Consider the following 13,046-nt stretch of genomic DNA (forward strand, 5'->3'; position numbering starts at 1 on the left):
CAACGCCGGCGCCGGCCGGTCGTTCAGCGCTCGGGGTAGCGGATCGCCACGACCTCGATGCCCTCGACGCCCTGCGGCGTGCGCAGCTTCACCTCGTCGCCGACCTGCCGGCCCAGCAGCGCGCGGGCGACCGGCGAAACCCAGGAGATCCGGCCGGCCGAGCTGTCGGCCTCGTCCACGCCGACGATGGTGACGGTGACTTCCCGGTCGGCATCCCGCGCATAGGTCACCGTCGCGCCGAAGAAGACCGTGCCGCGCTTCGCCTGCGCCGCCGGGTCCACCACCTGCACCCGTTCCAGCCGCTTGCGGAGGAAGCGGACGCGTCGGTCGATCTCGCGCAGCCGGCGCTTGCCGTACTGGTAGTCCGCATTCTCCGAGCGGTCGCCGAGCCCGGCGGCCCAGGACACCACCTCCACCACCTTCGGCCGCTCGTCGTACCAGAGCCGGCGCAGCTCCTCGGCCAGCGCGGCATGGCCGGCGGGGGTCATGTAGAAGGGCGTGCCGGCGGGCAGGCCGGGCGGGCCCTCCGCGTCGTCGTCATCGTCGTCATGCGTGGCCATCGCCGGGGTGTAGCGGCGAAGCGGCCTCGGCGGCAGCCCCGCGACTTCTCCGCCCGCGGTCCGGCTACTCCGCCGGCACCGGCAGCGCCGCCGGCAGCGGCCGTTCCTGCCCTGCCAGCGCCGCCTGCAGCGCCAGCACCCGCTCGGCCGAGGCGCCCCAGGTGGCGACGCGCTCCATGCTGGTCACGGGCCAGGTCAGCGCCGCGGCCAGCTGTTGGAAGGCCTGGGCGCCCTGCATCAGCCCGCCGAGGCTCATCACGCCCTGGAAGTAGCCCGGCAGCCCGGCGAGGATCGGGAAGGTCGTGGTCACCCGGCCATGCCCGGCATTGTAGCCGGCCAACCGTGCCATGCTGCGGGTCTGCCCGTCCCAGGTGCGGCCCACCATGGCGAACAACGGCCGCAGCCGCGCCATGCCGCCGCGCCGCGCCATGGGCGGGCTGTCCCGCAGATGCACCAGGGCGACGCGGGATTCGGCCTCGGCAGCCTGCCGGCGGTCGGTCGCCGGCACCAGCGGCCGGCCCAGCGCGAAGGCGGCGATGCCGCTGACCAGGGCATAGAGCAGCGCCAGCCAGACCAGGTAGCCGGTGACGGTCACGTCGCGGCCGAACAGGTGGAAGGTCGGGCTGCCGGAGATCTCCCAGAGCAGCCCGCCGAAGACCACCAGCAGCAGCGTCGCCTGCCAGAGCGAGCCGCAGAGCTCGACCGCCTCTTCGGTGGCGATGCGGATGTCCTCGGCGATGCGGCCATCGACATTGGCGGCGCCGGGGTCGGACTCGGCCGGGGCGGCGCGCCGCAGCCAGGCGCCGGCCAGGCGGTCGGTCAGCCAGCGCCGCCAGCGCAGCTGCAGCGCCCGCCGGCAGGTCAGGTGCAGCCCGGATTGCACCCCGAAGCCGAGCACGAGGGCGGCCAGCACGGCGCATTGCGCCGGCAGCTCCGCCGCTGCGCGGCGGTCCAGCACGTCGAACAACCCGCCCAGCCAGGTGTTGAAGCGGACCGAGAGGGCGATCTCGGCCGCGGTCAGGCTGAACAGGATGCCGGTCAGCGCCACTGCTTGCCAGCGGGTCGGGCCGGACCAGAAGCCGCCGGCCAGCCCGGCGAAGCGGAGCGGCAGGGGGCGCGGGCGGGCCAGATCCTCGGTCTCCGCCATCCTGCTCGATCCCTCGCTTTCTAACGATGAAACAATGCGGACCGGCCCCGGGTTGCTCCCGACCGTTGCCGCGATGCAGCGCGCACGCTGTGCTGAACCGGGCGGCATCCCATATGATTGCGTGATGGAATGGCAGGCTCCCGCCGTGGTGCTGGATGCCCGTCCGCTCGGCGAGAGCGGCGCGGTGGTCTCGCTGCTGACCGAGGCGCATGGACGGCATGCCGGCCTCGCCAAGGGCGGCGCCTCGCGCGCCCAGGCGCCGGTCTGGCAGCGCGGCAACCTGGTGGAGGCGCGCTGGGTGGCACGGCTGCCCGACCAGCTCGGCGCCCTGACCGGGGAGCTTGTGCATCCCGCGGCGGCCCTGGCGATGGAGGACCCGCTGGCGCTGGCGCTGCTCTCGGCCGCCTGCGCGGTGGCCGAAGGCGCACTGCCGGAGCGGGAGCCGCATCCGCGCTGCTTCCACGGCATGGTCTCGCTCATCGCTCGGCTCGGCGAGGGCGCCGGCCCGCTGTTGCCGGACTACGTGCGCTGGGAGGCCGAGCTGCTGGGGAAGCTCGGCTACGGGCTCGACCTGGCCCGCTGCGCCGCGACCGGGACGGCGGAGGACCTGGCCTGGGTCTCGCCGCGCACCGGCCGGGCGGTCTCGGCCGCGGCGGGAGAGCCCTGGGCGGCGCGGCTGCTGCCGCTGCCGCGCTACCTGCTCGGGCAATGGGGCGGGGAGGGGCCGTCGGACTGGCTGTCCGGCCTGCGGCTGACTGGCCATTTCCTCTCGCGCGACGTCTTCGGCGACCGGCCGGGCGGGCTGCCGCAGGCACGCGCGATGCTTGCGGACCGAGTGGGAACCCTGGACGCCCGGTTGTGATTGGGATGGAATAGCATCACCCCGGGCGGGAGGCGGCGCTTGCCGGCCAGTCGCGTATTCGGCGTTCTCTGGCTTCTGCTGCCCGGTTTGGGCGCGCTGCCGGCGGCTGCCGCGCCATACCAGGTCTTCGTCACCCCCTCCGGCACCTTCATCGACTTAGCGCCGCCCGCCGGGCAAGGGCCGGTCCGGTTGGCTGTCTCCCAGGTGGTCCGCATCGGCCGGTTGCAGGGCGAGACGGTGATCGACACCGCCGCCTGGGTGCAGCAGCGCACGGCCGAGCCGATGGACAGCCTGGCGCACCGGCTGGCCGCCGCCGGGGTGCGCCTCGTGCCGCTCACCGACCCGAGCGGCCAGCGCACCTGGCTGGCGGCCGACCGCATCGTGCTGATCCGCGGCTCGGAGGCCCGGCACGCCGCCGGGGCACGGACCGCGCTGGTGATGGTCGGGCTGCTCTATACCCGGGACGTGGCGGTGCGGGAGACGGTCGAGGAGGTGATGGCCGCGCTCGCCCGCTGAGCCTGCGTAGCGGTGGCGCCGGGCGCCCCGACCGGCTAGAAGGGAGGGGAACGAAGCGCGAATCCCTGACCCATGCCCGACCAGACCAAGGCCCCGCCGGCGTCACCGGACGGCGGCACCATCAAGGACCAGACGCTGGCGGCCGCGCTGTCGGAACGCTACCTGGCCTATGCCATGTCCACCATCATGTCCCGCTCCCTGCCGGATGTGCGGGACGGGCTGAAGCCGGTCCACCGGCGCCTGTTGTGGGCCATGCACCAGCTGAAGCTTGACCCGGCCGCGGGTTTCAAGAAATGCGCCCGCATCGTCGGCGACGTGATGGGCAAGTACCATCCGCATGGCGACGCCGCGATCTACGACGCCATGGTGCGGCTGGCGCAGGAATTCGCCGCCCGCTACCCGCTGGTCGAGGGCCAGGGAATTTCGGCAATATCGACGGCGATAACGCCGCGGCCATGCGCTACACCGAGGCGCGGCTGACCGAGGTCGCCCAGGCCATGCTTGCCGGGATCGACGAGAACACCGTCGATTTCCGCTCCACCTACGATGGCGAGGAGCAGGAGCCGGTGGTGCTGCCGGCGGCCTTCCCGAACCTGCTGGCGAACGGCGCGAACGGCATCGCGGTCGGCATGGCGACCAGCATCCCGCCGCACAATGCCGGCGAGCTCTGCGCCGCGGCGCTGGCGCAGCTGCAGGTCTTCCGCGAGCGCAGGCTCGGCCTAGATCAGGTGGCGCTGCAGGCCGGCGGCACGACCCGGGCCGAGTTCCTCGAGGCCTCGCTCGCGCCGATGCTGGCGGCGATCCCGGGCCCCGACTTCCCGACCGGCGGCGTGCTGGTCGAGCCGCCGGAGGCGATCCGCGAGGCCTACCGCACCGGCCGCGGCGGCTTCCGGCTGCGGGCGCGCTGGGAGAAGGTCGCCGCCAAGAACGGCACCTGGCAGGTCATCGTCTCCGAGATCCCCTACCAGGTGCAGAAGGCCAAGCTGATCGAGCAGATCGCCGCCCTGCTGGAGGAGAGGAAGCTCCCGCTGCTCGGCGACGTCCGCGACGAGAGCACCGATGTGGTCCGGCTGGTGCTGGAGCCGAAGAGCCGCACGGTCGACCCGGCGGTCATGATGGAGACCCTGTTCCGCGCGACGGACCTCGAGACGCGCCTGCCGCTGAACATGAACGCGCTGGATGCCGAGCGCACGCCGCGGGTGATGGGCCTGCCCGAGGTGCTGTGGTCCTGGCTGGAGCACCGCCACGTGGTGCTGGTGCGGCGCACCGAGCATCGCCTCGCGGCCATCGCGCGGCGGCTCGAGATCCTCGACGGCTACCTCATCGTCTATCTCAACCTCGACGAGGTGATCCGCATCGTCCGCGAGGAGGACAAGCCGAAGGAGGCGCTGATGGCGACCTTCTCGCTGACCGAGCTGCAGGCCAACGCCATCCTCGACATGCGGCTGCGCGCGCTGCGCAAGCTCGAGGAGATGGAGATCCGCCGCGAGCACACGAAGCTGACCAAGGAGCAGAAGGGGCTGCAGGGGCTGATGGGCTCGGAGCCCAAGCGCTGGGCGGCGATCGAGGCGGAGATCGAGGCGACGCGGAAGGCCTTCGGCGAAGGGTCCCTCGGCGCCCGCCGCACCGAGACCGGGCGCCTGCTGCCGGCCGTGCTGGTGGACGAGGCCGCCTTCGTCGAGCGCGAGCCGATCACCGTCATCCTGTCGGAGAAGGGCTGGATCCGCGCGCAGAAGGGCCATATCGCGCCCGAGGCCGAGCTGCGCTTCAAGGAAGGCGACCAGCTGCACACCTGGGTGCATGCCCAGAGCACCGACCGCATCGTCCTGTTCGCCACCAACGGCCGCGCCTACACGCTGAAGGCCGAGGCGATCCCGCGCGGCCGCGGCGACGGGCAGCCGGTGCGGCTGATGGTCGACATGACCAACGAGGACGCGATCGTCTGCATGTTTGTGCATGCCGAGGGCCGTCGCTTCCTGGTCGCCGCCACCGATGGCCGCGGCTTCGTCGTCAAGGGCGAGGACCTGCTGGCGGAGAAGCGCACCGGCAAGCAGGTGCTGGTGACCGAGGCGGGGCAGGAGGCGGCAGTCTGCACCGAGGCCGAGGGCGACCATGTCGCGGTCATCGGCACCAACCGCAAGCTGCTGGTCTTCCCGCTGGACCAGGTGCCGGAGATGGCGCGCGGCCGCGGCGTGCAGCTGCAGAGCTACAAGGATGCCGACACCACCCTGGCCGACGTGAAGGTCTTCACCCGGAAGGAGGGGCTGACCTGGATGTTGGGCGACCGGCAGCGGCGGGAGGACGACCTGACCACCTGGCGCGGCAACCGTGCCGGCGCCGGCAAGGCACCGCCCAACGGCTTTCCGAAGCACGGGCGGTTCGAATAGGCCGGCGCGGCGGCGCTCAGCCGCCGCCCGTCCGGCCGAACCAGACGCCGAGCAGCGCGCCGAGCGCCACCAGCAGCAGCCCGCCATTCACCACCAGCAGCACCCCCGGTGGTATGCGCCACACATCCGAGCGTTGCGGCGAGATCATGTCCCGGCCGCAGGTCGCGCCAGACCGCGACGGCGAAGCAGAAGGCGGAGAACAGCACCAGCAGCGAGGCGAAGAACAGGATCGCCCATTCCGGCAGGGTACCGCCGAGCGAGGTCTTCGCCCCTACCCCGGCCGCGAGGAGACCAATCCGGTGCGGACCCAGGCGGCATAGGTGCGCTCGGCCGCCAGCACCGTGCGGTCGGCGGCATAGGGGACGCGGGGATCGTCGTTGGAATCCGGCATGCCACGGCAACGCCGCAGCGCGCCTTGGGTGGCTACCCCGCCGTCTCCGGCACCATCGCGGCCTCGGCCGGCACCATGCTGTCCTCCAGCACCCGCCAGACGCCGCCGGTCAGCACCTCGCTCGGGCGGTAGCGCGACTTGTATGACATCTTCCGGCTCTCCGGCACCCAGTAGCCGAGATAGACATAGGGCAGCCCGAGCGCCTGGGCCCGCGCCACCAGCCAGAGGATCGCCCAGGACCCGAGGCTGCGGCGCGCCTGGGCCGGGTCGAAGAAGGAATAGACCGCCGAGAGCCCGTCGCTCAGCCAGTCTGTGAGGCAGGCGCCCAGCAGCCGGTCCTGGCCATCGCGGAACTCGATCATGCCGGTGGTGATCGGCGTGTCCTCGACCATCGCGCGGTAGTCGTAGAAGCCCATCGCCGCCATGTCGCCATCGCCGTGCCGGGCCTGCTGGTAGCGTTGGAACAGCTGGAACTGCTCGGCGGTGGCGCGCGCCGGCATCTCGAACCCGGCCAGGTCGGCGTTGATCTTGTTCAGCTTGCGATGCGCCCGGTTGGGCTCAGATCGCGGGACCAGGATGCGGATCGGGATGCAGGCGGCGCAGCCCGGGCAGAACCGGCGAGTAGGCGATGTTGTGGCTGCGGCGGAAGCCGGCGCGGGACAGCCGGTCGTGCAGCGCCTCCGCATCCGGGCCCGGTCAGCTCGGTCACGATCTTCCGTTCCGTCCGGCCGGCCAAGTAGGGGCAGGGCAGCGGGGCGGTGGTGTAGAAGAATTGCGGGCGGCGAGTGGGGCGGTGCAGCATCGGCCTAACGGTTCGACGGGGACAGTGTCGGGGGAAGCCGCTGAAATCAACCGCTTCGACGCAACGGGGTTCGTCTTACATCAAGGCGTGAGGGTGATCCGCCCCCCAGCACGTCTGCCGCCTGGCCGAGCGGCAGCATCCGGCCGTCCCGCCAGGGCGCCAGCAGGTCGCCCCAATGGGTGGAAGCCGGGTTGCCGGACTGGCCGGTGGCGATCACAGCCAGCGTCGCATCCGGGTCGGCCAGATCCGCCACCAGCCGCAGCCCGGCGCCATGGACATGGGCGAAGGGGTCCGGGCCATAGCCGCGGATGCCGCCGCGGGAGACGGTCCATTCGTCGCCGCCGGTCGGCGTTGCGAGCGCGGTCAGCCAGCCGAGCCCGGGCAGGGCGCGCAGCAGCGGGTGCTCGAAGCGGGCGACATGCACCGCCCCCAGCGCCAGGCGGCGGGGTCGGGCCCCTGGCCGGCGGCCAGACCGGCCACAGCCTCCGCCAGCGCCCGGCCGGCCAGGGCGGCGCAATCGCCGCCGCACCAGGCGCCGCCGGCGCCATCGGGCGAGAGCACCAGGCGGAGGAAGCCGGCGCGCGGCGTCCAGGCGCCCTCCGGCACCCCGCCCGCCGTCAGGGCCAGCTCGCCGAGCCGGTCGATCCAGGCATTGAAGATCAGCCCTTCCGGCCGGTCGGCCCGGACATCGCCGTCCCAGGCCAGCAGCAGGTCCAGCGCGGTGCCGGCGGCGCCCTGCGGCCGGGCCAGGCGCCGCAGCAGCGCCCCGGGTCCGAGCAGGTCGCGGGCGAAGATCGAGACGGTGTCGGCCTGCATCGCGGCGAAGCCGGCGGCATCGTGCTGCGGCCGAGCCGCGAGCAGCGCGCCGATGCGCCGGAAGCGCGCGTCATCCGGCCAGTCGCGGCCGAGGAAGACCGGGCCGCCCGGCGGGGCGGGGCGGTTGTTGGCATTGGCGATGGCGCCGCTCTCCGGGTCCTCGACATGCGGCATGGCGTCGAAGGGCACCCAGCCGGTCCAGTCATGGCTGCCGTCCCAGCCCGGGGCGGGCAGGGTGCCGTCACCGCCGCGGCGGACCGGGGTGCGGCCGGTGAGGTACATCCCGATCCGCCCCGCCCGGTCGGCGACCATCAGGTTCTGCGGCGGCGTCGAGATCAGCGCCGCGGCGGCGCGCGCCTCGGCCAGCGATCCGGCGCGGTTCAGCGCCAGCAGCCCGGCCGCGGCGGAGTCCGCCGGGGCCAGGTTGGCCATGGCGACGGAAAGCACGCGGCCGGCGGGCGGCGCCTCGTCCAGGTCGGAGATCACCGGGCCGTGCCGCGTCTCCCGCACCCGCAGCGTCACCGGCGCGGCCCTGCGCACCCGGATCACCTCCTCCCGCACCGTGAAGGGCCGCGGGCCGTCCGGCGTCTCATAGCCATGCGAACCGGCAAGCCGCTCGACGAAGACGTCCTGCGTATCCGACTGGGTGGTGGTGAAGCCCCAGGCGAGATCCGCGTTGCGGCCGATCACCATGAGCGGCACGCCCGGGCTGGTCGCGCCGGCCAGCATCCGCCCATCGGCCAGATCGATCCTTGCCAGATACCAGAGGATCGGCGCCTGGAAGCCGAGATGCGGGTCGGCGGCGAGCAGCGGCGCGCCGGAGACCGAGCGCCCGGCGCCGACCGTCCAGGCATTGCTGGCGGAGCCCGGCAGGGTGCCGGGTTCCGGGAAGCGCGGCAGGGCGGCGGCAAGGCGGCCGAGATGGGCAGGGTCCAGCCGCGCGAGGTCGGGCCGTCCGGCGGTGGTGTCCTCGGGCCAGAGCTCGCGCTGCCGCGGCTCCGGGAGGATCGCCGCCAACCGGGCGCGGTCGAGCTCAGCCCGCCAATTGCCCGACAGCCAGATGCCCATGACCTTGGCCCAGAGCAGGCTGTGTTCCGGACGCCAGGGCTCCGGCGCCCCGAGCAGGAGGAATTCCGGCGCGGCGAAGCGGCCATGCGCGGCGATCCAGGCATTCACCCCGGCGGCATAGGCCTCCAGCAAGGCCCGCGCATCGACCGGTAGCGCCTCGAGGTCCGCCGCCGCCCGCCGCGCCAGGCCGAGGGTGCGGACGAAGCGGTCGGCGCGGAGCGTCGCCGGCCCGGCGATCTCGGACAGCCGCCCGGCGGCGCCGCGCCTCATCAGCTCCATGGCGAAGAGGCGGTCGCGCGCATGCAGCCAGCCGAGCGCCATGGCGGCATCGGCTTCCGTCCGCGCGGCGATGCGGGGGATACCGTGCGCGTCCAGCGTGACGGTGACGCGGGCGGCGAGGCCGGGCAGCCGCAGCGTCGCGTCGCGCGCCGGGACGGTCCACCAGACGGCGCCGGCGATCCCGCCTGCGCCGAGGAGGAGCAGCGCCAGGGCGCCAAGCAGCAGGCGACGCAGCCAGCGCCAGCCATGCGAGGGACGAGTCACGGCGCCGGACACGCGATCGGATGCGTCATCGCCTCCGACCTAGCCGCGATCGCCCCGAGGGGAAATACCCAGGTCGTGAGTCGCTGGCTCAACAAAGGCTGGGCCGCCGCCTTTGCGCCGGGGCTTTCGCCGCGCGCCGCGCGAAGACGGGTTTCGCCCCGCGCCGGCCGGCCCTAGCATCGGCGGCAACAACCAGATTCATGGAGGGAACGATGCGCGGTGTCTCGCTTCACCGGTGACCGGGAGCTGGAGATCATCTCCTTCCCCGACCCCACGCCGGGCTTCGGCGAGGTGGTGCTGGAGATGAAGGCCTCCGGCATGTGCGGCAGCGACCTGAAGCAGTATCGCCGTCCCCGCGGCGTGCGGCAGAACAACGGCCTGGCGACTCCGGAAGGCCCGACCATCGCCGGGCATGAGCCCTGCGGCGTGGTCGCCGCGATCGGCCCCGGGGTCGATCCGCGCGTCGCCAAGGAGGGCGCCCGGGTGATGGTGCACCACTACCAGGGCTGCACCACCTGCGGCCATTGCCGCACCGGTTGGCAGCAGCTCTGCCAGAAGACCTCGGTCAAGGTGTACGGCAACAACGCGCATGGCGGCCACGCGCAGTACATGTGCGTGCCCGCCAATACCCTGGTCCCGCTGCACGAGGCGCTGACCTTCCAGGCCGGCGCCGCCATCTCCTGCGGCACCGGCACGGCCTGGGGCGCGCTGCGGCGCATGAACATCTCCGGCAACGACACCATCGCCATCTTCGGCCAGGGGCCGGTGGGACTTTCCGCCACGCAGCTGGCCACCGCCATGGGCGCGCGGGTGATCGCGCTCGACATCTCGCCGCAGCGGCTGCAGCGGGCCAAGGAATTCGGCGCGGCCGAGACCATCAATCCCTCCAATGCCGACCCTGTGGAGGCGATCCGCGAGCTGACCCACGGCCTCGGCGCGGAGCTGACGCTCGACACCTCCTCCTCGCCGCAGGCGCGGATCCAGGCGATCCGGTCGCTGAAGGTCTGGGGCACCTGCTGCTTCGTCGGTGAGGGGGGCGAGGTGACGATCGACGTCTCCCCCGACATGCTGCGCCGGCAGGCGACGGTGGTCGCCTCCTGGACCTTCTCCAGCGTCGGGCAGGAGGAATGCGCCCAGTTCATCGTCGACCGCGGCATCAAGGTTGACGATCTCTTCACCGAGACCTGGAAGCTCGACCAGGCGGAGGAAGCCTACAAGCTGTTCGACCAGCAGAATACCGGCAAGGGCGTCTTCCTGATCTGAGCGGCCGGCGCGGGCGGGGAGCCCATGCCTCCGCCCGTGTCCGCCTCCGGCACGCATGATCCATGGCGCCGGCACGGAGCGCGGGGGTCAGTCCCCGGACCAGGCCACACGCTCCGGCTGGTCCGCCGAGGCGACGTGGTCCGGCAGCACCGCGACCAGGGCGCTGACGACAAAAAGCCAGAAGCAGAAGGCGCCGGCCACGAGCAGCACCGGCCCGGCGGGCCTGCGGTGGCGGGGATGCGGATTCATGCGGGCCTCCTTCGGATGGCAGGGTCGCCACCTCCGGCGCGCCTGTCTGTGCGATACGGCACAGCGGCGCAGCCGGATGCGGGGTCTCCCGCCTTCGGTCGGCGGCCGGGTCAGCCCGCCGGACCGTCGAGGAGCCAGAGGACGGGGTCCATGGCGGCGATGTGCTCCGGGGTGGCGACAACTTCCAGGCCGCCGAACAGCAGGGCGACCGGCAGGACCATGAGAAGGGCGAGATGCAGTCCCTTGAACTGGCCGGCGGCCGGCGCAGGATGCGGCGGACAGGGAATGCGCTGGATCATCATGCGGTGTCTCCATTCCGGTTCGTAGGCTGTATACTTTTTCCGAACCCGATTGGTTGCACAATGTCCAAACGCACAGCCGCGCCGGCCGCGGGATGGAATCTCCGCGCGGCCCGTTGGCCCTGGGGGCTGTTCAATGGAGGATTGAGGTGCGGCGAGGCGCGACGGCCCGAGGGCGCGACTCCGCCCGGCCGGCATCCGGCCAGGGAATCGCCGCACGCATCATGCAATGAAGACGTTCGTGCCCGCCGCGGTCTGGATCTCAGCCGCAGAGCACCCGGTCGACCTTGCCGTCGCGCAGCAGCAGCGTCGCCCGTTCGGGCCGCCAGTCGCGGCTCACCGGCGCGCCCGCGCCGGCAACGCGCACGGTGCGGATGCCGGGCATCCGCTCGAGCGCGGCGATCGCCGCCGCCTCGGTCAGCCCGGCCAGCGCCGGGAACTCCGCCTCATACGCGGCGCAGCCGCCGCGCCCCGGAACGCCGGCGGTCTGCGCCGCGGCACCGCCAGCGAGCAGGAGCGCGGCTGCGGCGCAGAGCCCGCGCCGCAGCCGGGCGGCGCCGCGTCCCATGGGTCTCAGCCCATGTTCACCATGATGGTCTTCTTGTGGGTGAAGTGCTCCAGCATCGCCTCGAGGCTGGCTTCCTTGCCGAGGCCGCTCGACTTCACCCCGCCATAGGACAGGTTGGCCTGCACCACGAGGTTCTGGTTGATCTGTACCAGCCCCGCTTCCAGCCGGTGCGCCAGATCCAGCCCGACCTTCAGGTTGTTGGTCCAGAGGCTGGCGGCCAGGCCGTACTCGCTGTCATTCGCCTCGGCCAGCACCGCTTCCGGCTCGTCGAAGGGCGCGATGACGGTGACCGGGCCGAAGATTTCCTCCCGCACCAGCCGGCTGTCGGCGCCGAGGCCGGTGAAGATGACGGGCTGGATGAACAGGCCCTTCTTCAGCGCCGGGTCGGTCGGCATGGCGGAGCAGACATGCGCGGTGGCGCCGGCGGTCTTCGTGCCCTCCTCGATGAAGCCGCGCACCTTCTCGAGCTGGCCCTCGGAGACGATGGTGCCGATATCGGTCTTCTCGTCGAGCGGGTCGCCCATGACCATCTTGTCCACCGCGTCCTTCATCGCCGCGACGAAGCGGTCGAAGATCGGCCGCTCGACATAGATGCAGGACGCCGCGGTGCAGCTCTGCCCCTGGCGGGTGAAGCGCATCGAGGTCAGCGCGCCGGAGACGGTCTTGTCGAAGTCGCAATCGGCGAAGACGATCATCGGCGACTTGCCGCCGAGCTCGAGCGTCACCGGGATCAGCTTGTTCGCCGCGGCGCGGGCGACGATCTTGCCGGTCTCGACCGAGCCGGTGAAGGTCACCTTGCGGACCTTGGGGTGGTCCACCAGCGGCGCGCCGCATTCCGGGCCGAAGCCCGACAGCATGTTGAAGCAGCCGGGCGGCAGGATGCGGTTCATCAGCTCGCAGATGCGCAGCACCGCGAGCGGCGCCTCCTCGGCCGACTTCACCACCACCGTGTTGCCCGCCACCAGCGCCGGCGCGACCTTCAGCGCCATCAGCAGCATCGGCACGTTCCAGGGAATGATGGCGCCGACCACGCCGAGCGGCTCGCGCACCGTCACGGACAGCACGTTGGGCGCGAAGGGCACGCTCTCGCCCTTCAGCTCGGAGCCGAGGCCGCCGAAGAATTCGAAGACATCGGCGACGACGCCGGCCTCCACGCGCGATTCGGTGCGCAGCGCCTTGCCGGTCTCGAGCGCGATGAGCCGCGCCAGCTCCTCCTGGTGCTCCTTCAGCAGGGCGGCGCAGGCATGCACCATGGCGCCGCGCTTGCGGGCGGGGAGCTTGGCCCATTCCTTCTGGGCGCGAGCGGCGGTCTGCACCGCGACATCGACGTCATCCGCATCGCCCTCGGCGGCGCGGGCGACCTCGATGCCGGTCGCCGGGTTCACCACGGCGAAGCTCTTGCCGTTGCGGCCCGGGACATAGCCACCGCCGATGAAGTGGAAACCCGACAGCGCCTTGGCCAGCGCGAAGGGGTCGAGGCAGGGATCGGCGGGGGTGGGGTGGGGCCGGTCGAGCATTATGGGGGTCCTCCCGAAACGGAATCCGTGGTTCAGCCGGCCGGCAAGATGATCGCCC

General features: G+C 72.3%; 11 protein-coding genes and 3 pseudogenes. 4 read left to right on the plus strand and 10 right to left on the minus strand.

Going from position 1 to position 13,046, the window contains the following annotated elements:
* Positions 1 to 23 precede the first annotated feature (23 nt).
* Both greB and ACQ86J_RS35320 read right to left on the minus strand, forming a co-directional pair.
* Positions 24 to 560, minus strand: a complete 537-nt coding sequence (gene greB, locus ACQ86J_RS35315) for a transcription elongation factor GreB (RefSeq protein WP_431269170.1) — start codon at positions 558 to 560, stop codon at positions 24 to 26.
* Between the two features lie 64 nt (positions 561 to 624).
* Positions 625 to 1,707, minus strand: coding sequence for an SbmA/BacA-like family transporter (locus ACQ86J_RS35320; protein ID WP_431269171.1), 1,083 nt, complete (start codon positions 1,705 to 1,707; stop codon positions 625 to 627).
* Between the two features lie 124 nt (positions 1,708 to 1,831).
* On the opposite strand from ACQ86J_RS35320, the gene recO reads away from it, so the two are divergent.
* The 3 genes and pseudogenes from recO to ACQ86J_RS35335 all read left to right on the plus strand — a co-directional run bounded on the left by recO (position 1,832) and on the right by ACQ86J_RS35335 (position 5,472).
* Entirely contained in the window at positions 1,832 to 2,569 is a 738-nt protein-coding gene (gene recO / locus ACQ86J_RS35325; RefSeq protein WP_431269172.1) for a DNA repair protein RecO, read from the plus strand.
* An 87-nt stretch (positions 2,570 to 2,656) separates the two neighbouring features.
* Positions 2,657 to 3,085, plus strand: a complete 429-nt coding sequence (locus ACQ86J_RS35330; protein WP_431269173.1) for a hypothetical protein — start codon at positions 2,657 to 2,659, stop codon at positions 3,083 to 3,085.
* Positions 3,086 to 3,157: 72 nt separating this feature from the next.
* Positions 3,158 to 5,472: pseudogene (locus ACQ86J_RS35335) on the plus strand (DNA topoisomerase IV subunit A).
* A 16-nt stretch (positions 5,473 to 5,488) separates the two neighbouring features.
* On the opposite strand, the gene ACQ86J_RS35340 reads toward ACQ86J_RS35335, so the two are convergent.
* From ACQ86J_RS35340 to ACQ86J_RS35355, 4 genes and pseudogenes are all read right to left on the minus strand, one after another.
* Positions 5,489 to 5,620 (minus strand): hypothetical protein, encoded by a 132-nt coding sequence (locus ACQ86J_RS35340; RefSeq protein ID WP_431269174.1) that lies wholly within the window; start codon positions 5,618 to 5,620, stop codon positions 5,489 to 5,491.
* 123 nt (positions 5,621 to 5,743) lie between these two features.
* Positions 5,744 to 5,863 carry a DUF202 domain-containing protein gene (locus ACQ86J_RS35345; protein WP_431269175.1) on the minus strand — a complete coding sequence of 40 codons (120 nt, stop codon included), beginning with the start codon at positions 5,861 to 5,863 and terminating at the stop codon, positions 5,744 to 5,746.
* Between the two features lie 32 nt (positions 5,864 to 5,895).
* A pseudogene (locus tag ACQ86J_RS35350) lies at positions 5,896 to 6,665 on the minus strand (arginyltransferase).
* A gap of 46 nt (positions 6,666 to 6,711) precedes the next feature.
* Positions 6,712 to 9,104: pseudogene (locus tag ACQ86J_RS35355) on the minus strand (penicillin acylase family protein).
* A gap of 207 nt (positions 9,105 to 9,311) precedes the next feature.
* On the opposite strand from ACQ86J_RS35355, the gene ACQ86J_RS35360 reads away from it, so the two are divergent.
* Positions 9,312 to 10,355: a zinc-dependent alcohol dehydrogenase family protein gene (locus tag ACQ86J_RS35360; protein ID WP_431269176.1), complete on the plus strand. Its 1,044-nt coding sequence runs from the start codon at positions 9,312 to 9,314 to the stop codon at positions 10,353 to 10,355.
* 87 nt (positions 10,356 to 10,442) lie between these two features.
* Here ACQ86J_RS35360 and ACQ86J_RS35365 read toward each other — a convergent pair whose 3' ends face one another.
* The 4 genes from ACQ86J_RS35365 to ACQ86J_RS35380 all read right to left on the minus strand — a co-directional run bounded on the left by ACQ86J_RS35365 (position 10,443) and on the right by ACQ86J_RS35380 (position 12,988).
* Positions 10,443 to 10,604 carry a hypothetical protein gene (locus ACQ86J_RS35365; RefSeq protein WP_431269177.1) on the minus strand — a complete coding sequence of 54 codons (162 nt, stop codon included), beginning with the start codon at positions 10,602 to 10,604 and terminating at the stop codon, positions 10,443 to 10,445.
* 110 nt (positions 10,605 to 10,714) lie between these two features.
* The gene (locus ACQ86J_RS35370) at positions 10,715 to 10,906 is read right to left on the minus strand and encodes a hypothetical protein (RefSeq protein ID WP_431269178.1); all 192 of its coding nucleotides are present in this window, start codon (positions 10,904 to 10,906) and stop codon (positions 10,715 to 10,717) included.
* A 259-nt stretch (positions 10,907 to 11,165) separates the two neighbouring features.
* The gene (locus ACQ86J_RS35375) at positions 11,166 to 11,471 is read right to left on the minus strand and encodes a hypothetical protein (RefSeq protein WP_431269179.1); all 306 of its coding nucleotides are present in this window, start codon (positions 11,469 to 11,471) and stop codon (positions 11,166 to 11,168) included.
* Between the two features lie 5 nt (positions 11,472 to 11,476).
* Positions 11,477 to 12,988, minus strand: a complete 1,512-nt coding sequence (locus tag ACQ86J_RS35380) for an aldehyde dehydrogenase family protein (protein WP_431269180.1) — start codon at positions 12,986 to 12,988, stop codon at positions 11,477 to 11,479.
* Between the last annotated feature and the right edge of the window lie 58 nt (positions 12,989 to 13,046).

The sequence above is a fragment of the Dankookia sp. P2 genome (assembly GCF_050632255.1).
GTDB lineage: Bacteria > Pseudomonadota > Alphaproteobacteria > Acetobacterales > Acetobacteraceae > Paracraurococcus.

Coding starts and splice junctions, on each gene's coding strand:
- greB (WP_431269170.1), bottom strand. CDS start 560: ATGGCCACGCATGACGACGATGACGACGACGCGGAGGGCCCGCCCGGC.
- ACQ86J_RS35320 (WP_431269171.1), bottom strand. CDS start 1,707: ATGGCGGAGACCGAGGATCTGGCCCGCCCGCGCCCCCTGCCGCTCCGC.
- recO (WP_431269172.1), top strand. CDS start 1,832: ATGGAATGGCAGGCTCCCGCCGTGGTGCTGGATGCCCGTCCGCTCGGC.
- ACQ86J_RS35340 (WP_431269174.1), bottom strand. CDS start 5,620: ATGATCTCGCCGCAACGCTCGGATGTGTGGCGCATACCACCGGGGGTG.
- ACQ86J_RS35345 (WP_431269175.1), bottom strand. CDS start 5,863: ATGCCGGATTCCAACGACGATCCCCGCGTCCCCTATGCCGCCGACCGC.
- ACQ86J_RS35365 (WP_431269177.1), bottom strand. CDS start 10,604: ATGAATCCGCATCCCCGCCACCGCAGGCCCGCCGGGCCGGTGCTGCTC.
- ACQ86J_RS35370 (WP_431269178.1), bottom strand. CDS start 10,906: ATGATGATCCAGCGCATTCCCTGTCCGCCGCATCCTGCGCCGGCCGCC.
- ACQ86J_RS35375 (WP_431269179.1), bottom strand. CDS start 11,471: ATGGGACGCGGCGCCGCCCGGCTGCGGCGCGGGCTCTGCGCCGCAGCC.
- ACQ86J_RS35380 (WP_431269180.1), bottom strand. CDS start 12,988: ATGCTCGACCGGCCCCACCCCACCCCCGCCGATCCCTGCCTCGACCCC.